Below are 20,612 nucleotides of genomic sequence, written 5' to 3'. Positions count from 1 at the left end.
GCGTCCTCAGCGCAGTTCCGTCCTGACGTAGCTCTGCCAGCGGGTGGTGAAGGCGGCCGGAGTCAGGCCGAGGACGTCGTGCAGGGCGGATGCGACGGCGCCGGGGCGGGTGGTGCGGGTGCCCACCGCGCGGTAGAAGGCGGCCAGGCGGGCCGGGCTCCACTGGGCGGCGATCATGCGGCAGGCCAGCCAGCCGCTCTCGTAGGCCCGGGCCAGCTCGGTGGGGTCGCTGGTGAAGCCGAAGTCCTTGTCGGTGGGGAGCGCGGCCGGCACCTGGCCGTCACCGACGGCGCGGGCCAGTTCCGGGGCCGCCTCGGCCGGGGTGCGGTCGGTGCCCAGGTAGCCGATCCAGTCGGCGTAGCCCTCGGAGAGCCAGAGGGGGGTGGCCGCGGTGGTGTGGGCGCGGGTCGCCACATGGGTGGTCTCGTGGGTGAGGACGACCTGTTTGCCCATCGCGCCGAGGACGGCGTACGCGTCCGGGTTGATCACCACCCGGTCGGCCGGCGTCTGCCCCGCGCCGCCCGCCTCCCCGGTGGTCACGGCGGCGATCCCCCGGTAGTTCGCGGCGGGCGAGCCGAGCAGACCCGCCATCCCCTGAAGGGACTTGGGCACCAGGACGACCACCCGGCGGGTCCAGTCCGTGCCCCACTCCCTGGACACCGCCGGGACCGCCTCGTCGGCCATCCGGGCGTACATGCGCAGATCGTCCGCCGACTGCCCGGTGCCGAGCACGAGACTGTGCGCCCCGGGTACGGCGGTCACCGTGCCCTGGTCCCACAGCTGCTGCCCGGACGTGCCGGCGGGCCGGTCGGCGCTGACGTACCAGGTGCCGGAGGCGGTGCGGGCCAGGGTGAGGGTGCGCCGGGTGTCGACGGGGGCCCGGTCGTACCCGGCGACCCTGTAGCTGAGCTCGGCGTCCGCGGTGGCCCCCGCCGCGGTGCGGCGCAGGGTGGTGATCCGGTACGCCCAGGAGGCCAGCGGCAGGGCGCGCAGCCTGGTGTACTCGGTGCCCGCGCCCGTCGCGCCGTACGCGCCCGCGTCATGCCGCAGCAGCGCCGCCGAGCGCAGGTCGAGGAGGTGCTGTACCTCGCTCTTCGCGGAGTCGGCCGCCGTCCGCCCGGCGCACCCGGTCAGGGACAGCAGCAGACACAGGGCCGCCGCCCCGACGCTTCTCACCCGCCTGCCACCGGCCATCACACGATCGTACGGCGCGCCGCGGGGGCGTCAGGGCCGGGTCACCGAGGAGATCGGCATCATCCCCACCGGGTCGTAGCGCACCGCGGCCCCCGGATGGGGCGCGTGGATGACCTGGCCGTGGCCGACGTACATGGCCACATGGCTGGCGTCGGAGCGGTAGACGATCAGGTCGCCGGGGCGGGCCTCGGAGAGCGGGACGCGCCGCCCGGCGAACCGCTGCTCCTGGGAGGTGCGGGGCAGCTGGATGCCGGCGTGCGCGTACGACCACTGCATCAGGCCCGAACAGTCGAAGCCGGAGGGCCCGTTGGCGCCCCACACATAAGGGCGGCCGAGCGCGGAGCGGGCGGCGGCCAGGGCCGCGGCGGCACGCGCGCCGGGGGCGCCGGCCAGGCCGGTCAGGTCGGGCAGGCCGAGCCGGTCGGGGCCGGCCGAGCGGGAGGACCGGTCGTAGGCGGCGCGGTCGGCCGCGGACAGCGAGTTCAGCAGCTGCCGGGCCCGGGCGAGCTTGGCCTCCACCGTCCGCTTGTGCGCGGCGACCGCCCGGCGGCTGCGGTCCAGCGCGTCGAGCTCGCCGGCCGCCTCCGCCCGCTCCTGCTCCAGCTCGCGCAGGGCGGAGCGCAACTCCCGCAGCCGGCCCGCTTCCTGGGCGCTGATCCGGTCCAGGGTGGCGGCCTTGTCGAGGTAGTCGTCCGGGTCGTCGGAGAACAGCAGCGCGACGGCCGGGTCGATGCCGCCCGAGCGGTACTGCGCCCCGGCCAGCGAACCCAGCTCCTCGCGCAGCGCGTTGACGTCCTGCTGGCGGCGGGCGACCCGGTCCTGCGTGTGGCGGACCTCGCGGCGCAGCGCGTCGGTGCGCTCCTGGGCCTGGTCGTACGCCTGGGTCGCCTGCTCGGCCTGGGTGTAGAGCCGGTCCACCTCGGCGCGGGCGTCACGATGCGGCGCGGCGTGCGCCGGTACCGCGCCGAGGGCCGCGGCGGCGGCCGACAGGGCGCACAGGGCTGCTGCACCCCGGTCGAATCCGGCCGGTGCGCGACGCTGACCGGACGGTGCAAGGCGGCGATGGGACCCCACGGGTTGCCGAACCCCTTCCACTGGCTGACACGGACGGCGTTCCCCGGCGCCTGGGGACGGGGAGGCCCCGGCGCCGGGGAAACGCGGCAGACAGTAGCCGTGTGGAAGGGGCGCGGCCAAAGACCGCGACGGCAACAAAGAGTGACGCCCCGCCGCTGACGCAGGTCAACGGCGGGGCGTGGAGTCAGTTTGCGTCCCGCGGATTCGCCCGATCGGGCGCCCTCCCCGGGTGCGTCGGAGGTTTAGACGCGGACGCCGAACTGGAAGGGCATGTCGGCCATCGCCTCGTAGCGCACGACGGCACCGGTGTGCGGGGCGTGCAGCACCTGGCCGTTGCCCGCGTACAGGCCGACGTGGTGGATGTCGCCGTAGAAGAACACCAGGTCGCCGACCTGGAGGTCGCTCTGGCTGTAGATCCGGGTGCCGATGTTGGCCTGCTCCTCGGAGGTGCGCGGGATGGAGACGCCGGCCTGCGCGTAGGCGTAGGAGGTCAGACCCGAGCAGTCGAAGGAGGAGGGGCCGGTGGCACCGTAGACGTACGGCTTGCCGATCTCGCCCTGGGCGGCGGCGAAGGCGGCACCGGCCCTGCCGGAGGCGGGCGGGGTGTCGCCGAGGTTCACCCGCTGGCTGGAGGAGCGGTCGGCACGCTGCTGCTGGGCGGCGAGGTCGGCCTTCTCCTTGGCGGTGAGGCTGTTGAGGATCTTCTGGGCCGCGGCGAGCTTGCCCTGGACTTCCTTCTTCTTGTTGCCCAGTTCGGTGCGGGTGTCCGCGAGGTCCTTGAGCTTCTCGGTGGCCTCGGAGCGCTCCTGGGCGAGCTCGCGCTGCTTGCTCTGGATCTTGCGCAGCGCGTCGACCTGCTGGCTGCTCAGCTGGTCGAGGGTGGACGCCTTGTCGAGGAAGTCGTCCGGGTTGGAGGAGAGGAAGAGCTGGACCGAGGGGTCGATACCGCCGGAGCGGTACTGGGCCGTGGCCAGCGAACCCAGGCCGTCGCGCAGCTTGTTGAGGTCTTCCTGACCCCGCGCGACGTTGTCCTGGATCGTGGAGATCTCCTTCTGGAGCTTCTGCTGCTTCTCCTTGGCGCCGTTGTACTTCTCGGTGGCCTGCTCGGCCTGCTCGTACAGCGTGTCGACCTTGGACTTGACCTGGTCCTTGCTGAGCTTCTCGCTCGGCGCGGCGTTCGCGGCGTTCGCGCTGAGCACGACGGCGGCGGCTGCTGCGGTGGTCAGCACGGTCACGCGTGCACGGCTCTGCTGCTTGGGTCGACGGTGGGACGCCACGGAGGACGAACTCCTTCTTGTGAGTGTTCACCCGTTCGGAGGTTCGAGCCCCGACCCTAGTGACCATGTTGTAATCATTCAAATCCTCACGGCAAAAATTCCCGCGCCGCAATGCATTCTTTGCACACAATCCACGAGCAGTGATGGCGGATTGACCGTACGTCGCGTGACGGGGCGGCCAATTCGGGCATTACCTACGCCGGTTGGGCCTTCAGGACAGTCGCTTCAGAAGTACCGCAGAGGCCACGGGACGGGCACCCGCGCGCGCCACGCCGTCGGCCACCTCCCGGTCGGTGGAGGCGACGATGACCGGCCGGCCCGGCGGCTCCGCGCGCACCAGCTGGCGGATCAGCTCATCCGCCGTGACACCCGGCTTGGAGAACAGCACCCGCACCCCGCGCGGCGGCGCGAGCAGCACCGGAGCGGCCAGCTCGGCGCCGTCGAAGACGCAGGTCACCTCGGCGCCGGTCTGCGCGGCGAGCGCGGACAACTGGCCCAGCAGCCGCAGCCGCTGCTTCTCCAGCGGCATCTGCGGATAGCCGGTCTTGGTCACGTTGTAGCCGTCGACGACCAGATGCGCCTGCGGCAGCGCGAGCAACTGGTCGAGGATCGCCGGGTCGTGCTCGGACAGGGCGCGCGCCGCGATGTCCTTGGGCGTCATCCGGCCCGGCTCCACCGCGTCGACGGTCTCGGCCGGGCGCACGGACACCGGCGGCAGCGCCAGCTCGCGGCGCAGGCCCTGGGTGGCGTCCAGCAGGGTGTCGAGCAGCAGCCGTACCCGCATGTCCTCCACGCTGCGCCCCTCGCGGGCGGCCTTGCGGGTGGCCTCCAGGGCCGCCTCCGCCTCGCCGAGCCGCGCCTTGAGCCGCCGGGACTCGCTCTCCGCGGCCGACGCCCGGGTGCCCGCCTCGGCGCGTACGGCGTCCATCTCGCCCTGCGCCTTGCGCAGCGCGGCCTCGCCCCGGCGCACATCGCTCTGCGCCGAGCGCAGCTTGCGGTGCAGCGACTCCAGGTCCCGCTTCGTCGACTCCAGCTCCGTGCGCAGCCGTTCGGTCTCGGTCCTGGTCTGCTCGCGGGCGCGGTCCAGTTCGGCGCGCAGCCGCTCCAGTTCGGCGCGGCTCTCCTCGTCGGCCCGCTCGGCGTCGGCGCGCTGGGCCTCCTCGCCGGCCGCGGTGACCAGCTTCACCCAGCCCGCGGGACGCAGCACATAGGCCGCCGCCGCCACATCGAGCGGGTCGACGGCCGCGGGCGCCGAGCCGGCCTCCAGGGCGCCGGCCAACTCCGGCTGCGCGTCCCGGAACTTCTCGCCGATCCGCTGCCGGAACAGCGTGTCGGTCTCCAGCGCCGCGGCCATCGCGTTCCCGGCGAACTTCGCGCGACGATTCGGGGCGAACCGGGCGTACTGCCGCAGCTGTGCGGGCAGTTCGGCCACGGTCAGCCTGCCGAAACACTCCGAGACGATCGCGACGACCCGGCGCCGCACCCCGTCGGGCAGCGGACGGTCAAGCACCTCGGCGGTGCCGTCGCCCGGCCCCCCGCCTTCGCTCTGAACCATCCGTCACACCCCACTACCTTGCCGAAGAAATGCCTCTTCGGGCCCCGGCCCCGTCAGGAGTCGGTGCCCGGCCTGTCCACGAGTTCCACCTGGTCCACCGCGTTGCACCAGCGGCAGCGCACCGATTCGATCGTCTCATCGACCACCTCGCGCTCCTCCACCGTCGGCTCGCCCGCGAGATCGAGGTGGACGTACTCCACGACCTTCGAGGAGCGCGTGACGTCGAAGCGGGTGAGGTTGCCGCACAGGGTGCAGCGCCATCGCGTCGTGGCGGTCGGCTGGGGAACCGTCATCGTGCCCTTCTCAGGTCGGTCGGACCGCGCCGGCGGGCCGACGCGTATGGCTCGTAACCCTACGGCCTGGCGGCCTCTCGCCGCCCGTCCATCCGAGGCGGCGAGGCGCTCTGTCAGCTTGCGTCCGGTTACGTCATGCTCTGTGTTCATGATCAGCGAGTGGAGCGCGGCGGCCGGCAGGACCTTCAGGGCACTGCGGGGCGCGTCGATGACGTACGGCCTGATCGCCCTGTGCTGTCTGATCTTCGCACTGGGACCGGCCTCCGGGATCGTCCCCGGGTACGGCACCGGGTATGTGCTCCAGGACGCGCAGCGGGTGTACTTCCGGACCTGGGGGGTGGTCCCGGCCGAGCTGTTCGCCGGACCCCTGACGCACGCGCTGACCCCGGTCACGGCGCTGTTCGTGCACGGCAACTGGGTGCATCTGCTCGGCAACATGCTCTTCCTCCTCGTCTTCGGCGTGCTGACCGAGGAGCGGATGGGCCGGGTGGAGTTCACCCTCTTCTACGTCGGCTGCGGCTATCTGGCCCTGCTGGGGTACGCCGTCGCCAACGACACCTCCGAGCAGTCGCTGGTGGGCGCCTCGGGGGCGATCTCGGCGGTGCTCGGGGCGTTTCTCTTCCTGTTCCCGCGAGCCCGGGTCACCAGTCTCCTGCCGTTCCTCTTCTTCCTGCCGCTGCGCTTTCCCGCGTGGGTCGTGCTGCCGTTCTGGGTGACGCTCCAGTGGCTGGCGGCGGGGCGCTCGGTGCAGGGGCCCGGGGTGGCGTATCTGGCGCACCTGGTGGGGTTCGGGGCGGGGTTCGTCTACGCGTGGGTGCGCTTCGGACGTGGGGATAGAGTGAAATGCGCACCTGAACCGGCCCCCGAGGGAGAGAACCAGCCGTGATCACCGCGATCGTCCTCATCAAGACCAGCGTGGACCGGATTCCCGAGATCGCCGGGCAGATCGCCTCGCTGGAGTCGGTGAGCGAGGTCTTCTCCGTCACCGGTACGTACGACCTGATCGCCATGGTGCGGGTGCGGGAGCACGAGGACCTGGCCGATGTGATCCCCGGCCGGATCAGCAAGATCCCCGGTGTCGAGGCGACGGACACGCATGTGGCGTTCCGGACGTACTCGCAGCACGACCTGGAGGCGGCGTTCGCGATCGGTCTGGACTCCTGACCGTCCGCCGAAGGCCGCCCCGCCGGCCGTCCGCCCCCGTCACGCCACCGGCACGCAGCGCCCCTCCTCCGTACGGTACGTCCACTTCGCACCCTCGGTCACCAGCTGCCGCACGGCCGTGACGAAGCGGTCCACATGCTCGTCCGGGGTGCCCGCGCCGAAGCTCGCGCGGATGGCGTTCAGGGACGGGGCGCCGCACTCCGCGGGGGTCTCGGGGGCGGTGCCCAGCAGGGTGCGCAGCAGCGGGTGGGCGCAGAAGAGGCCGTCGCGGACGCCGATGCCGTACTCGGCGGAGAGCGCGGCCGCGAAGTGGGAGCTGTTCCAGCCGTCCACCACGAAGGAGAGCACGCCGACCCGCGGGGCGTCGTCCCCGAACAGGGACAACACCCTGACCTGCGGGATCTCGGCGAGGCCCGCGCGCACCCGGTCGATCAGGTACTGCTCGCGGGCGACCAGCGCGTCCCAGCCGGCCTCGGTGAGGGCCTGGCAGGCGGAGGCGACGGCGTAGGCGCCGATGACGTTCGGGGAGCCCGCCTCGTGCCGGGCGGCGCTCTCGTGCCACTCCACCTCCACTCCCCCGTCCGCGCGCCGGGCGACCGTGCGGCTGGCGCCGCCGCCCGCGAGGTAGGGCTCGGCGTCCCGCAGCCAGTCCGCGCGCCCGGCCAGCACGCCCGCGCCGAACGGGGCGTACAGCTTGTGCCCGGAGAAGGCGACCCAGTCGACGTCCAGGCCGGCGAGGGAGACCGGGTGGTGCGGGGCCAGCTGGGCGGCGTCCAGGACGATCCGGGCACCGTGGGCGTGCGCGGCGGCGGCCAGCTCGCGCACCGGCCACAGCTCCCCGGTGACATTGGAGGCACCGGTGACACAGACGAGGGCCGGGCCGTACGGGTCCCGGTCGGCGAGGGCCCGCTCCAGCGTCTCGACGGCCCCCCGCGGGCTGCGCGGCGCGTCCAGGTAGGTGACCTGGTCGTCCCGCCAGGGCAGCAGCGAGGCGTGGTGCTCGGTCTCGAAGACGAAGACCTGGCAACCGGCCGGGACCGCCCGGGCCAGCAGGTTCAGCGAGTCCGTGGTCGAGCGGGTGAAGACCACCTGGTCGTCGGCGCGGCAGCCGAGGAACTCCGCGACCGTGCGGCGCGCCTTCTCGAACAGGTCGGTGGAGAACTGGGAGAGGTACCCGGCGCCCCGGTGGACGCTGCCGTAGTACGGCGCGTAGGCGGCGACGTCGTCCCAGACGCGCTGGAGGGCGGGGGCGCTGGCCGCGTAGTCGAGGGCCGCGTAGGCGATGGTGCCGCCGGTGACGAGCGGAACGGTGACATCACGTCCCAGAACGGGCAGCGGGGTGGAAATCGACGGGTCGACGGCAACGGTGGAGACGGACATGGGGGACTCCCGTGAGAACGCACGCCGAAGGAGGCGTACGGAAGAAAGGTGAAAGGGGTGCGCGGAGGCGGGGCTCGGCGGCCCTAACGCATTCGCTTGCTCACGGGAGGCTCCCTCGCGGTGACCAGGACCCCTGGCCCGGCGCCGTCAACAGCGCCCGAGGGGTCCGCGCTTGCCGTAGACCTCGCTGCCTACGACCTGGTCCTCACCCGGGGCACCCCGCCACGGACGGAGGGTTGCCGGACAGTCGGCCGGGGCCTCATGACTGTCACTCATGACCTGACAGGGAACGTACGCGAAAAGATCGATGCCCCGCAACCCGTGTCCGGATCGCGGGACGATCAACTATCGGGCGAGAGCGCTCAGGCGTTGCTGGCGGCCACCCAGCGCTCCAGGGTCCGCTTCGCCGCGCCCGAGTCGATGGACTCGGCCGCCCTCGCCATCCCCGCGCGCAGCTGCTCCGTGAGCGGGGCGTCGGCCGGCTCCAGGGCCACGAGGGCCGCCGCCGAGTTCAGCAGCACCGCGTCCCGTACGGCCCCCCGCTCGCCGTCCAGCACCCGGCGGGCCACCTCCGCGTTGTAGGCCGCGTCCGCGCCGCGCAGGGCCTCCACGGGGACCAGCTCGATGCCGACGTCCCGCGGGTCGAAGAGCTCCTCGGACACCTTGCCGTCGCGCACCACCCACACCCGGGAGGTGGCGGTGACGGTCAGCTCGTCCAGGCCGTCGTCGCCGCGGAAGACCAGCGCGGAGTTGCCGCGCTCGGCGAAGACCCCGGCCACCACGGGCGCCATCCGCGGATCGGCGACGCCCACCGCCTGGGCGCGCACCTTCGCCGGGTTGGTCAGCGGGCCGAGCACATTGAAGGTCGTACGGATGCCCAACTGGCCGCGAGCGGCGGCGACATGGCGCAGCGAGGGGTGGAACTTCACCGCGAAGCAGATGGTGATGCCGGCCTCCTCGGCGACCTCGGCGACCCGCTTCGGGGTCAGCTGGAGGTTGATGCCCAGCTTCTCCAGGACGTCGGAGGAGCCGGAGGCTGAGGAGGCGGCGCGGTTGCCGTGCTTGACGACCTTGGCGCCGGTGCCCGCGACCACGATCGAGGACATGGTGGAGATGTTCACCGTCTTGGCGCCGTCGCCGCCGGTGCCGACGATGTCCACGGCCGGGCCCGGCACCTCGATCACGTTCGCGTGCTCGTACATGGTGCGCACGAGACCGGAGATCTCCTCGACGGTCTCGCCCTTGGCGCGCAGCGCCACCATGAACCCGGCGATCTGGGCGTCGGTCGCCTCGCCCCGCATGATCAGGTCCATCGCCCAGGCGGTGTCGTCCGCGGACAGGTTCTGGCCGGTCAGCAGGCCGTTCAACAGGGCGGGCCAGGAGCGGGCCGCCGCGGTGTCGCCTCCAGCGGGGGTCACAGCGCTCATCAGCCGCTCCTAGGGAAAAGTCGTGCTCGGTGGTGCTCAGGCGTGCTCGGTGGTTCGGTGGTTCGGTGGGAGAACCCGTACCCACCTTATCGACCCCCCGGCACGGGGAAGGGCCCCGTCCGGCTCGCGGACGGGGCCCTTCTGTGGCGTGGCGACGCGGGGATCAGTGGTGGCCGTGGCCGCTCGTGATCTCCTTGTACTCCTCGGAGGTCGGCTTCGGGATCTGGTTGTCCTCGCCGTAGTAGGCGTTGGACAGCTTCGCCCGGAGCTTCTCGGACGCCGTCACCTTGCGCTCGACACCGTTCTCGTCGACCGCGGGGCCGATCTCGGCCGGCGCGTACTGCGTGTGCGTGGTGAGCGTGTGCAGCTGCTCCTGGCTGAGCGGCTCGTGCACCTCGATGAACTCACCGTGCGGCAGCCGCTTGATGATGCCGGTCTCGCGACCGTGCAGCACCTTGTCGCGGTCGCGGCGCTGGAGGCCGAGGCAGATCCGCTTGGTGGCGATGAACGCGATGACCGGACCGACGAAGAAGAAGATCCGCACGAACCAGGTCACGGCGTTGATCGACAGGTGGAAGTGGGTGGCCCACAGGTCGTTGCCACCACCGACCAGCGTGATCATGTACATCGTCACCCAGGCGACACCGAGACCCGTACGGGTCGGGGCGTTGCGCGGGCGGTCCAGGATGTGGTGCTCGCTCTTGTCGCCGGTGATCCAGGACTCGATGAACGGGTAGGCCGCCATCGCGCCCAGCACCACACCGAAGAGGACCAGCGGGATGAACACGCCCAGGACCAGGGTGTGGCCCCAGAAGTTGATCTCCCAGCCCGGCATGAAGCGGATCAGACCCTCGGCGAAGCCCATGTACCAGTCGGGCTGGGCGCCGGTGGAGACCTGGTCGACCCGGTAGGGGCCGATGGCCCAGATCGGGTTGATCTGCGCGACCGCGGCGATGGCCGCGATGACACCGAAGACCAGGAAGAAGAAGCCTCCGGCCTTGGCCATGTAGACCGGCAGCAGCGGCATGCCGACGACGTTGTTGTTGGTCTTGCCCGGACCCGCGAACTGCGTGTGCTTGTGGTAGAAGACCAGGATCAGGTGCGCCACCATCAGGCCGAGCATGATGCCCGGCAGCAGCAGGATGTGGATCGAGTAGAACCGGGCGACGAAGTCGTGGCCGGGGAACTGACCGCCGAAGAGGAAGTACGAGATGTACGTGCCGACGATCGGCATGGACAGGATCGCACCCTCGGTGAAGCGCACACCGGTGCCGGAGAGCAGGTCGTCCGGGAGCGAGTAACCGGTGAAACCGGTGAACATGCCGAGGACGAACAGCAGGAAGCCGAACAGCCAGTTGATCTCACGCGGCTTGCGGAACGCGCCGGTGAAGAACACGCGCATCATGTGCACGAACATGCCGGCGAGGAAGATCAGCGCGGCCCAGTGGTGGATCTGCCGGACGAGCAGACCACCGCGCACGTCGAAGGAGATGTGCAGGGTCGAGTTGAACGCCTCCGACATCATCTGCCCCTGGAGCGGGACATAGCTGCCGTGGTACACGACCTCGTTCATCGACGGGTGGAAGAACAGTGTCAGATAGACACCCGTCAGGATGATGATGAGGAAGCTGTACATGCACACTTCGCCCAGCATGAACGACCAGTGGTCGGGGAAGATCTTGCGCATGTTGGCCTTGGCCAGGGAGTAGATCCCGAGCCGGCCGTCGGCCCAGTCGGCGATGCGCTCGCCGGCCGGTGCCTTCCCGCGTGCGCGGGAGGTGTCGTTCGCTGCAGTACTCATCCGCGCTCCCAGAATGCAGGACCGACGGGCTCCTCGAAGTCGCCGAGCGCCTGGAGGTAACCCTCACTGTCCACACCGATGCGCAGCTGCGGCAGGGCGTGGCCGGCGGGGCCGAAGATCACTCGGGCGCCGTCGGAGAGGTCGAAGGTGGACTGGTGGCACGGGCACAGCACGTGGTGCGTCTGCTGCTCGTACAGCGAGATCGGGCACCCGACGTGGGTGCAGATCTTGGAGAACGCGACGACGCCCTCGTGCGACCAGTCGAGCTCGCGCTTGTCCTTGATGTTGTCCGGCTGGAGCCGGACGATCATCAGCGCGGCCTTGGCCATCTCGTTCTGGAACTCCTCGTCCGTCTCCTCCAGGCCGTCCGGCTTGGCGAAGGTGAGGGAGCCCACCGCGATGTCCTCGGGACGCAGCGGCTGGTTGGTGTTCATGTTGACCAGACGCTTGCCCTTGGCCCACAGGGTGTGCCGCAGCGAGGTGCCGGGCAGCGGGCCGAGGTCGCGCAGCAGCATGACGCCGGAGAGCGGCACCAGGGCCAGCGCGCCGAACATCGTGTTGCGGATCAGCTTGCGGCGGCCGAGCGCCGACTCCTTGGCGCCCTGGCGGAAGTCCGCGTGGACCTTCGCCCGGACCTCGGGAGTGGCCGCGATCGCGTGCCGCTCGTCGGCGACCTCGACGTCGGACATCAGGGTGCGGGCCCAGTGGACCGCGCCCGCGCCGATGCAGAACAGCGCCAGGCCCAGGGTCAGGCCCAGCGCGAAGTTAAGCGCGCTGATGTGCCCGATCGGGAACACGAAGATGCTCTTGTCGTGCGGGATCGTCACGTACGAGACGATGAAGCCGACGGTGGCCAGCATCGAGATCGTGAACAGCAGGGCGACCATACGCTCGGACCGCCTGGCGGCCCGCTCGTCGATGTCCTGGATGCGGTGCTCGTGGGGCGGCAGCCCCGGGTCGGTGAACGGGTTCTCCTCGTCCGCGACCGCTACCGCGCCATGCGCGTGGTCCTGCTCAGCGGGCAGGTTCTCTTCTGGAATGTCTTGGCTACTCATGACTTCTTGGCCTTTGCGGTCCGAGCGGCGACCCAGACGGCGACGGCGATCAGCACGCCGAGACCGAAGATCCAGGCGAACAGGCCCTCACTGACCGGCCCGAGGCCGCCCAGCTCCAGACCGCCCGGGTTCGTCGTCTCGCTGCTGTCGACCGCGTGCAGGTACGCGATGATGTCCTTCTTGTTCTGCGAGGACAGCGTGGTGTCCGGGAAGGACGGCATGTTCTGCGGGCCGGTCTGCATGGCCTCGTAGATGTGCTTCGGGTCGACGCCCTCCAACGTGGGGGCGAACTTGCCCTTGGTGAGGGCACCGCCCTTGCCGGTGAAGTTGTGGCACTGCGCGCAGTTGGTGCGGAACAGTTCGCCACCCTTGGCGATGTCCGCGCCGTCCGGACCGTACTGCTGCTTGGTCGGCACCACCGGACCGGCGCCCAGCGACGCGATGTACGCGGCGAGCTGGTCGATCTGGGGCTGGGTGTACACGGTCTTCTTGCGCGGGACCTGGGCGCCCTGCGAGGTCGCGGCCGGCATACGGCCGGTGCCGACCTGGAAGTCGACGGCCGCGGCGCCCACGCCGACCAGGCTCGGACCGTCGGAGGAGCCCTGCCCACCGGTGCCGTGGCAGCTGGCGCAGCCGACCTCGAAGAGCTTCTTACCCTCCTTGATGGTCAAGGACTGGGAGCCTGCGTCGGCCTGCGCCTTGCCCGCGGGCGCGAACGCGGTGTACAGCCCCCCCGTGGCCGCCAGCGCGAGGAGTAGGACGACGACCGCCGCCAGCGGATGGCGTCGTCGTGCGGAGAGCTTTTTCACGGATTACCCCGGTGTCAGGATCTTCTGCGTCGGTGCTTCTGGACTTAGCGGGAGCGGTCCCGGCTACTTGATCAAATAGATCGTGGCGAAGAGGCCGATCCAGACGACATCCACGAAGTGCCAGTAGTAGGACACGACGATGGCGGCCGTCGCCTGCTCGTGGGTGAACCTCTTGGCCATGTAGGTGCGGCCGAGGACCAGCAGGAAGGCGATGAGACCGCCCGTCACATGCAGGCCGTGGAAGCCGGTGGTCAGGTAGAACACCGAGCCGTACGGATCGGAGGAGAGCGAGAGGCCGTCCTCCTTCACCAGGCTCGTGTACTCGTAGATCTGACCGCCGATGAAGATCGCACCCATGATGAAGGTGAGGATGAACCAGCCACGGAGCTTCTTCACATCGCCCCGCTCGGCCGCGAACACGCCGAGCTGACAGGTGAGCGACGAGAGCACCAGGATCGTGGTGTTCGTCGCGGAGAAAGGCACATTGAGGCTTGAAGCCATGTGCTTCCAGTGAGCCGGTCCGGTCACCGACCGGAGGGTGAAGTACATCGCGAAGAGGGCCGCGAAGAACATCAGCTCGGAACTCAGCCAGATGATGGTTCCGACGCTGGTGAGGTTCGGCCGGTTGACCGACGGGTGCGCGTGCCCGGTTTCTACTGTCGTTGCTGTCGCCACGACCGACATTATGTCGGTCGCTTATCTCGCCCTCACTCCGGGGGGTGCCGTTCGGAGTGTTGCTGCCCTCCGAACCGGTGTTGACGTGGTGTTCATGGGAGTAACATCCGCCCAAACGGCCCCGTCCGTCCTGTCCGTACGACGCCGACGTCGACCCGGAGGAACAATGCAGCCGACCGCCACCGTGCTGGTCTACAGCGACGACTCCAACACCCGCGAGCAAGTACGGCTGGCCACCGGGCGGCGTCCCGCCCCGGATGTGCCGTACGTGGAGTTCCTGGAGTGCGCCACCCCCGCGGCCGTGCTGCGCGAACTGGACCGGGGGGGCATCGATGTGTGCGTGCTCGACGGCGAGGCCGTCCCGATGGGCGGCATGGGGGTGTGCCGGCAGATCAAGGACGAGGTGTTCCGCTGCCCGCCCGTGCTGCTGCTCATCGGCCGGCCCCAGGACGCCTGGCTGGCCACCTGGAGCCGTGCGGACGCCGCGGTGACCCTGCCGGTGGACCCGGTGGAGTTCGCCGCCTCGCTGGCCGCCCTGCTGCGTCAGCGGCGGCTCGTGAGCGCCTAGCGTGAGGGGGCGCGGGACCGTGCCGGCGCACGGCTCGCGCCCCGTCGAGACGCTGCTCACACGGCCGCTGGCTGGAGGCGGACGGTGTCCGCGGAGGACTGGCCGTTGGTCTGGGTGCCCGTCAGCGCGGAGCCCGTACGCCACTTCTTCCAGGCGATGTTCCAGTCGCCGAAGCCGTTGCCGAACGGCTCCATCGGCTGTCCCTTGGAGTTGACGACGCGGACGACGTCACCCTCGTGGACGGTGTCGAAGAACCACTTCGCGTTGGCGGTGCTCATGCCGGTGCAGCCGTGGCTGACGTTGGCGTAGCCCTGTGAGCCGACCGACCAGGGCGCCGCGTGCACATATTCACCGGACCAGGTGACGCGGGTGGCGTAGTACACCGGCAGGTCGTAGTTGTCCCGGCTGCCCTCGGCGATGCCGACGGTGGTACCGCGCATGCGTACGAAGTACTGCTTCTCCAGGACCACCTTGACGCCGTTGCGGGTCTCGAAGCCGGGCTTGCCGGTGGTGACCGGGATGGAATTGATCACGGCACCGTTCCTGAACACCGTCATCTCGTGCGTGGAGGCGTCCGTGAGGGCCTCGACGCGGTCGCCCGTGGTGAGCTTCACCGGGGCCGTCCTGCCGCCCCACAGCCGGTCGCCGATCTTCACGCCGTCCAGGTTGCTGTGCACCAGGATCTGGGCGTGGGCGGGCCAGTAGTCCTTGGGCCGGTAGTGCAGCTCCTTGCCGCTCACCCAGTACCAGGAGCCGGGCACGGCGGGCACGGAGTCCACCCGCAGACCGCGCTCCACCACGGCCCGCTGCGCGGGGTCCTTGACCTCCTCGCTGAGCTGGGCGGTGATGATCTGCCCGACGCCGTACTCGCCCGCCTTCGGCCCGAAGGCGACGCCCAGCTGCTTCTTGGCGGTCGGCTGGGTGGTGTCGAAGCTGAGGACCTTGCGGCCGGGTGCCCCGTCCCCGTCCTCGGTGCTCACCGTGACCGTGTAGTGGGCGCTCGCGGCCAGCGGGGAGGTGCTGTGCCAGCGACTGCCGTCGGCGGTGAGTTCGCCCGCCACAAAGCGTCCTGTGGAGTCCTGGGCGGTCACGTCGGTGATGCGGCCCTCGTCCTTGACGCTGACCTCCAGGGGCTTGTCCGGGTCGGCCCGCTTGCCCACCTCGGTGGGGGCGTTGAAGGAGATCAGGCCCGCTGCGTCATACGGCGTAGCGGCCAGGGGATCGCCGTCCGAACCGCAGGCGGTGATGCCCGCGCCCAGGGCGGTCACCAGCACGACACAGCTGACGACGGTACGGGTCCGCGGAATGTGGTTCATACGATCACGCTATGAGATGGAGACCCTACTGGCGCGGCACGTAACCCATACGAGGGAATGACACTCCGGCATCCGAGCGACGCCCGGTCGGGACCGGAAAAGGCCGGGAGCCCGGACCCTCCTGACGGAGGGTCCGGGCTCCCGGGGTGGTGCTCGGGTCGTGCTTACTGGGTGCGGTTCTCACCGTGGTAGTACTCGAACACCCAGCCGAACAGACCGATCACGATGAACGGCGCCGAGAAGTAGATCAGCCACCAGCCGACCGCGATGCTGAGGAAGGCGATCGCACCGCCGAAGCCCAGCATGAGCGGCTGCCAGCTGTGCGGGCTGAAGAAGCCCAGCTCGCCCGCGTCGTCCGCGACATCGGCCTCCTTGTCGTCCTGCGCACCGGCGTCCACCCGGCGGGCGGTGAAGCCCAGGTAGAAGCCGATCATGATCGACAGGCCGAAGGCCAGGAAGAGCGCCGTGGTACCGGCCGGCTCCTTCGACCACACGCCGTACACGACGGCCATGATCAGGATGAAGAAGCTCAGCCAGATGAACATCCGGCCCTGGATCTTCACTTGCCGGCCTCCTTGCTGTCCGCGACGGCAGGCGCGTGACCGGCGTACTCGAGCTGCTCGAGCGCGGCGATCTCGGGGTGGTGCAGGTCGAACGCCGGGGATTCACTGCGGATCCGCGGCAGGGTGGTGAAGTTGTGCCGCGGCGGCGGGCAGGAGGTCGCCCACTCCAGCGAACGGCCGTAGCCCCACGGGTCGTCCACGCCGACCGGCTTGCCGTACTTGGCCGTCTTCCAGATGTTGTAGAGGAACGGCAGGATCGACAGGCCGAGCACGAACGAACCGATGGTGGACACCGTGTTCAGCGCGGTGAAGCCGTCGGCGGCCAGGTAGTCGGCGTACCGGCGCGGCATCCCCTCGGCGCCCAGCCAGTGCTGGACGAGGAAGGTGGTGTGGAAGCCGATGAACAGCGTCCAGAAGGTGATCTTGCCGAGGCGCTCGTCCAGCATCTTGCCGGTGAACTTCGGCCACCAGAAGTGGAAGCCGGAGAACATCGCGAACACGACCGTACCGAAGACCACGTAGTGGAAGTGGGCCACCACGAAGTACGAGTCCGAGACGTGGAAGTCCATCGGGGGCGCCGCCAGGATGACACCGGTCAGACCACCGAACGTGAAGGTGATCAGGAAGCCGGTCGCCCAGAGCATCGGCGTCTCGAAGGACAGCGAGCCCTTCCACATGGTGCCGATCCAGTTGAAGAACTTCACACCGGTCGGTACCGCGATCAGGAAGGTCATGAAGGAGAAGAACGGCAGCAGCACACCGCCGGTGACGTACATGTGGTGCGCCCACACCGTCACGGACAGACCCGCGATGGAGATCGTCGCGGCGATCAGGCCCATGTAGCCGAACATCGGCTTACGGGAGAAGACCGGGATGACCTCGGAGATGATGCCGAAGAACGGCAGGGCGATGATGTACACCTCTGGATGGCCGAAGAACCAGAAGAGGTGTTGCCACAGCAACGCGCCGCCATTTGCCGCGTCGAAGACATGCGCACCGAATTTACGGTCCGCCTCCAGGGCGAACAGCGCGGCGGCCAGCACCGGGAAGGCCAGCAGGACCAGCACACCGGTCAGCAGCACGTTCCACACGAAGATCGGCATGCGGAACATCGTCATGCCCGGAGCGCGCATGCAGATGATCGTGGTGATGAAGTTGACCGAGCCGAGGATGGTGCCGAAGCCGGACATGGCCAGACCCATGATCCACATGTCGGCGCCGGCGCCCGGCGAGCGGACCGCGTCCGACAGCGGGGAGTAGGCGAACCAGCCGAAGTCGGCCGCGCCCTCGGGGGTGAGGAAGCCACCCACCGCGATCATCGAGCCGAACAGGTACAGCCAGTAGGCGAACATGTTCAGCCGCGGGAACGCCACGTCGGGCGCGCCGATCTGCAGCGGCATGATCCAGTTCGCGAAGCCCGCGAAGAGCGGCGTCGCGAACATCAGCAGCATGATCGTGCCGTGCATCGTGAACGCCTGGTTGAACTGCTCGTTCGTCATGATCTGCAGGCCCGGACGGGCCAGCTCGGCACGCATGAGCAGCGCCATGACGCCGCCGATCAGGAAGAACGCGAACGACGTGACGAGGTACATCGTCCCGATCGTCTTGTGGTCGGTGGTCGTCAGCCACTTCACCACGGAATTGCCGGGCTGCTTGCGCCGAACCGGCAGCTCGTCCACGTACGAGCCTTCAGCGGCCGCGGCACCCTGGGGTTCGTTGAGGATGCTCACAGGTTGTTCGTCTCCCGGTTCTTCTCGTGGCTCGTCTGCGCGATGCCGGCGGGAATGTAACCGGTCTGCCCCTTCTTGGCGAGGTCCTTGAGGTGCTGCTCGTACGCCGCCGGGGAGACGACCTTCACGTTGAACAGCATCCGGGAGTGGTCGACGCCGCAGAGCTCGGCGCACTTGCCGAGGAAGGTGCCCTCCTTGTTGGGGGTCACCTGGAAGGCGTTGGTGTGGCCCGGGATGACGTCCTGCTTCATGAGGAACGGCACCACCCAGAAGGAGTGGATGACGTCACGCGAGGTCAGGACGAAGCGGACCGTCTTGCCCTTGGGGAGCCAGAGCGTCGGACCAGGGTTGCCGGTCTGCGGGTTGCGCGTGCCCGGGGTGCCGACGTCGTAGACGCCGCCGGCGTTCGCCGGGAAGGCGGTCTTGAACCGGTCGGGGATCGCGGACAGGTTGGTGTCCGTCTTCGCGTCACCCGAGACACCGGGGACGTTCTCGATGTAGTTGAAGCCCCAGCTCCACTGGAAGCCGACCACGTTGACCGTGAGGTCGGGCTTCTTGTCGAGGCTCATGAGCTTCGTCTCGTCCCGGGCCGTGAAGTAGAACAGCACCGAGATGATGATGATCGGGACCACCGTGTACAGGGCCTCGATCGGCATGTTGTACCGGGTCTGCGGAGGTACCTCGACCTTGGTGCGGCTGCGCCGGTGGAACATGGCGCTCCACAGGATCAGGCCCCACACCAGCACGCCGACGGCGAGCGCGGCAGCCCAGGAGCCCTGCCACAGGGAGAGGATCCGCGGAGCCTCTTCCGTGGTCGGGGTGGGCATGCCAAGGCGGGGGAAGTCCTTGTATGTGCAACCGGTTGCGGTCGCCAGGACCAGGCCCGCGGTCAATGCCTGCAGCAGCTTCCGCCGCATCGGGCGCCGCGGCGAGCGGTCGGAGCCGTTGGGACTCACGTAGCGCCTTCCCGAGAGTCTCGCCCGCGCGGTCGGCTGCGGCCTTCTCGCTGGTCGGTCGCCGCCCTGCGTCGGGCAGGGGTTTGGATGTTTATGCGGACCAAACCCTAGCCGACGCCCTCCGGGGGTTCGCGGGGAGGGGGGCATACGCGTCGCGCCTCACTCAGTTGGGGTGTGGATGGGTGCCCAATAGCTCGGGTTGTGGGGGTTTGGGGGGCGGGTGCGGATGCGTGGCCGGGTCCCGCGCCACGCGGCGGAACCGCCGGCTGCACAGCCCGCGCCCCACAGGTCCGCACAGGTCACCGGCGTTCTACCGTGGAGTCGTGGCCTACTTCGACGCGGCTTCCGCCGCCCCTCTCCATCCCGTCGCCCGTCAGGCGCTGTTGGCTTCCCTGGACGACGGCTGGGCCGATCCCGCGCGGCTGTACCGGGAGGGGCGCAAGGCACGGATGCTGCTGGACGCGGCGCGGGAGGCGGCGGCCGAGGCGGTGGGGTGCCGGGCGGACGAGCTGGTCTTCACCCCGTCGGGGACGCGGGCCGTACATACGGGTGTCGCGGGGGCGTTGGCCGGAAGGCGGCGGGTGGGACGCCACCTGATCGTGTCAGCGGTCGAACACTCTTCTGTCCTCCATTCGGCGGAGGTGTGCGAGGCGGAGGGCGGCTCGGTGACCCGGGTGCCGGTGCACCGGACGGGCGCCGTGTCCCCCTCGGGCTACGCGGCCGCGCTGCGCGGCGACACCGCCCTCGCCGTGCTCCAGTCGGCCAACCACGAGGTGGGCACCGCCCAGCCGGTGGCCGAGGTCGCCGAGGTCTGCCAGGCGGCCGGGGTGCCGCTGCTGGTGGACGCCGCGCAGTCGCTGGGCTGGGGGCCCGTCGAGGGCGGCTGGTCGCTGCTCGCGGCCAGCGCGCACAAGTGGGGCGGCCCTTCGGGGGTCGGGCTGCTCGTGGTGCGCAAGGGCGTGCGGTTCGCCGCCCAGGGTCCGGCGGACGAACGGGAGTCGGGGCGCGCGCCGGGGTTCGAGAACATCCCGGCCGTCGTGGCGGCGGTCGCGTCGCTGCGCGCGGTACGGGCCGAGGCGGCCCAGGAGGCGGTACGGCTGCGGGAGCTGACGGAGCGCATCCGGGCCCGGGTGCCCCTGCTGGTGCCCGAGGTGGAGGTGGTGGGCGACCCGGAGCGGCGGCTGCCGGGGATCGTCACCTTCTCGTGTCTCTATGTCGACGGGGAGACACTGCTGCACGAGCTGGACCGCGAGGGCTTCGCCGTCTCCTCCGGGTCCTCCTGCACCAGCGGCACCCTGACCCCGAGCCATGTCCTGAAGGCCATGGGCGTGCTCAGCGAGGGCAACGTCCGGGTGTCGCTGCCGCCGGGCACGGCCCGGGAGGACGTGGAGCGCTTCCTGGCCGTGCTGCCGGGGGTCGTCGCCGGGGTACGGGACAAGCTGGGCGCCCCCGCGGCGGCCGCCGGCCCGGCGACCGGGCCGGCCGTCCTCGTCGTGGACGCCCTCGGCAAGCGCTGCCCCGTCCCGGTCATCGAGCTGGCCAAGGTGTTCCCCGGCGTCCCCGTGGGCGGCACCGTCCGCGTCCTGTCGGACGACGAGGCGGCCCGCCTGGACATCCCGGCGTGGTGCGAGATGCGGGGACAGGAGTACGTGGGCGAGGAACCGGCGGACGGCGGAACGGCGTACCTGGTCCGCCGGCTCGGCTGACCGGCGCCCTCGGCGCAGGCACTGCCGTCGGCGCAGGTGCCGCCCCCGGCGCAAAGCGCGGCCCTCGGC

The 20,612-nt window shown here is 70.1% G+C and carries 19 protein-coding genes and 1 riboswitch; of the genes, 4 read left to right on the top strand and 15 right to left on the bottom strand.

Translation table 11 applies throughout. The features are described from left to right. Positions 1–6 precede the first annotated feature (6 nt). The 5 genes from GHR20_RS26160 to GHR20_RS26140 form a co-directional block, all read right to left on the bottom strand. Positions 7–1,194, bottom strand: a complete 1,188-nt coding sequence (locus tag GHR20_RS26160) for a hypothetical protein (protein ID WP_153814551.1) — start codon at positions 1,192–1,194, stop codon at positions 7–9. Positions 1,195–1,224: 30 nt separating this feature from the next. Beyond that, positions 1,225–2,268, bottom strand: coding sequence for a C40 family peptidase (locus GHR20_RS26155; RefSeq protein WP_194858995.1), 1,044 nt, complete (start codon positions 2,266–2,268; stop codon positions 1,225–1,227). A 242-nt stretch (positions 2,269–2,510) separates the two neighbouring features. Beyond that, on the bottom strand, positions 2,511–3,545 hold the full coding sequence (locus tag GHR20_RS26150) for a C40 family peptidase (protein ID WP_111582355.1): 1,035 nt from the start codon (positions 3,543–3,545) through the stop codon (positions 2,511–2,513). 211 nt (positions 3,546–3,756) lie between these two features. Then, positions 3,757–5,100 carry an NYN domain-containing protein gene (locus GHR20_RS26145; RefSeq protein ID WP_153814550.1) on the bottom strand — a complete coding sequence of 448 codons (1,344 nt, stop codon included), beginning with the start codon at positions 5,098–5,100 and terminating at the stop codon, positions 3,757–3,759. Positions 5,101–5,153: 53 nt separating this feature from the next. Continuing rightward, positions 5,154–5,393 carry a hypothetical protein gene (locus GHR20_RS26140; RefSeq protein WP_111582353.1) on the bottom strand — a complete coding sequence of 80 codons (240 nt, stop codon included), beginning with the start codon at positions 5,391–5,393 and terminating at the stop codon, positions 5,154–5,156. 148 nt (positions 5,394–5,541) lie between these two features. Here GHR20_RS26140 and GHR20_RS26135 point away from each other — a divergent pair, with 148 nt between their 5' ends. Next, complete coding sequence (locus GHR20_RS26135; RefSeq protein ID WP_194858994.1) at positions 5,542–6,279, top strand: rhomboid family intramembrane serine protease; 738 nt, start codon at positions 5,542–5,544, stop codon at positions 6,277–6,279. Then, positions 6,276–6,557, top strand: coding sequence for an Lrp/AsnC ligand binding domain-containing protein (locus tag GHR20_RS26130; RefSeq protein ID WP_111582352.1), 282 nt, complete (start codon positions 6,276–6,278; stop codon positions 6,555–6,557). The genes GHR20_RS26135 and GHR20_RS26130 overlap by 4 nt, the downstream gene beginning before the upstream one ends. A 39-nt stretch (positions 6,558–6,596) precedes the next feature. Here GHR20_RS26130 and GHR20_RS26125 read toward each other — a convergent pair whose 3' ends face one another. The 6 genes from GHR20_RS26125 to GHR20_RS26100 form a co-directional block, all read right to left on the bottom strand. Next, positions 6,597–7,937, bottom strand: coding sequence for an aminotransferase class V-fold PLP-dependent enzyme (locus tag GHR20_RS26125; protein WP_153814549.1), 1,341 nt, complete (start codon positions 7,935–7,937; stop codon positions 6,597–6,599). A 163-nt stretch (positions 7,938–8,100) separates the two neighbouring features. Next, positions 8,101–8,217, bottom strand: a riboswitch (SAM riboswitch). Positions 8,218–8,299: 82 nt separating this feature from the next. Further along, positions 8,300–9,364 (bottom strand): anthranilate phosphoribosyltransferase, encoded by a 1,065-nt coding sequence (gene trpD / locus GHR20_RS26120; RefSeq protein ID WP_148027402.1) that lies wholly within the window; start codon positions 9,362–9,364, stop codon positions 8,300–8,302. A 163-nt stretch (positions 9,365–9,527) separates the two neighbouring features. Further along, positions 9,528–11,165 (bottom strand): cytochrome bc complex cytochrome b subunit, encoded by a 1,638-nt coding sequence (locus tag GHR20_RS26115; protein WP_111582349.1) that lies wholly within the window; start codon positions 11,163–11,165, stop codon positions 9,528–9,530. After that, positions 11,162–12,220, bottom strand: a complete 1,059-nt coding sequence (locus tag GHR20_RS26110; protein WP_153814548.1) for a Rieske 2Fe-2S domain-containing protein — start codon at positions 12,218–12,220, stop codon at positions 11,162–11,164. The genes GHR20_RS26115 and GHR20_RS26110 overlap by 4 nt, the downstream gene beginning before the upstream one ends. Next, positions 12,217–13,029, bottom strand: coding sequence for a c-type cytochrome (locus tag GHR20_RS26105; RefSeq protein WP_111582347.1), 813 nt, complete (start codon positions 13,027–13,029; stop codon positions 12,217–12,219). Before GHR20_RS26105 ends, GHR20_RS26110 begins: the two co-directional genes overlap by 4 nt. A 63-nt stretch (positions 13,030–13,092) precedes the next feature. After that, entirely contained in the window at positions 13,093–13,713 is a 621-nt protein-coding gene (locus GHR20_RS26100; RefSeq protein WP_111582346.1) for a heme-copper oxidase subunit III, read from the bottom strand. Between the two features lie 157 nt (positions 13,714–13,870). Between GHR20_RS26100 and GHR20_RS26095 the strand changes: the two genes are divergently transcribed. Then, positions 13,871–14,272 carry a response regulator gene (locus GHR20_RS26095; RefSeq protein ID WP_111582345.1) on the top strand — a complete coding sequence of 134 codons (402 nt, stop codon included), beginning with the start codon at positions 13,871–13,873 and terminating at the stop codon, positions 14,270–14,272. 56 nt (positions 14,273–14,328) lie between these two features. Here the strand turns inward: GHR20_RS26095 and GHR20_RS26090 are convergent, their stop codons facing one another. From GHR20_RS26090 to coxB, 4 genes are all read right to left on the bottom strand, one after another. Continuing rightward, positions 14,329–15,588 carry an Ig-like domain-containing protein gene (locus GHR20_RS26090; protein WP_153814547.1) on the bottom strand — a complete coding sequence of 420 codons (1,260 nt, stop codon included), beginning with the start codon at positions 15,586–15,588 and terminating at the stop codon, positions 14,329–14,331. A 164-nt stretch (positions 15,589–15,752) separates the two neighbouring features. Then, positions 15,753–16,151, bottom strand: a complete 399-nt coding sequence (locus GHR20_RS26085) for a cytochrome c oxidase subunit 4 (RefSeq protein WP_046421283.1) — start codon at positions 16,149–16,151, stop codon at positions 15,753–15,755. Continuing rightward, positions 16,148–17,881: a cytochrome c oxidase subunit I gene (gene ctaD, locus GHR20_RS26080; protein ID WP_111582343.1), complete on the bottom strand. Its 1,734-nt coding sequence runs from the start codon at positions 17,879–17,881 to the stop codon at positions 16,148–16,150. The genes GHR20_RS26085 and ctaD overlap by 4 nt, the downstream gene beginning before the upstream one ends. After that, entirely contained in the window at positions 17,878–18,837 is a 960-nt protein-coding gene (coxB, locus tag GHR20_RS26075) for a cytochrome c oxidase subunit II (RefSeq protein ID WP_111582342.1), read from the bottom strand. Before coxB ends, ctaD begins: the two co-directional genes overlap by 4 nt. 323 nt (positions 18,838–19,160) lie before the next feature. Here coxB and GHR20_RS26070 point away from each other — a divergent pair, with 323 nt between their 5' ends. Next, the gene (locus GHR20_RS26070) at positions 19,161–20,543 is read left to right on the top strand and encodes a cysteine desulfurase/sulfurtransferase TusA family protein (protein WP_153814546.1); all 1,383 of its coding nucleotides are present in this window, start codon (positions 19,161–19,163) and stop codon (positions 20,541–20,543) included. Positions 20,544–20,612: the final 69 nt, after the last annotated feature.

This window comes from Streptomyces sp. SUK 48 (assembly GCF_009650765.1).
Lineage (GTDB): Bacteria > Actinomycetota > Actinomycetes > Streptomycetales > Streptomycetaceae > Streptomyces.
The sequence above is the reverse complement of the archived record's forward strand: the minus strand, read 5'-3'. Positions and strand labels throughout refer to the sequence as shown.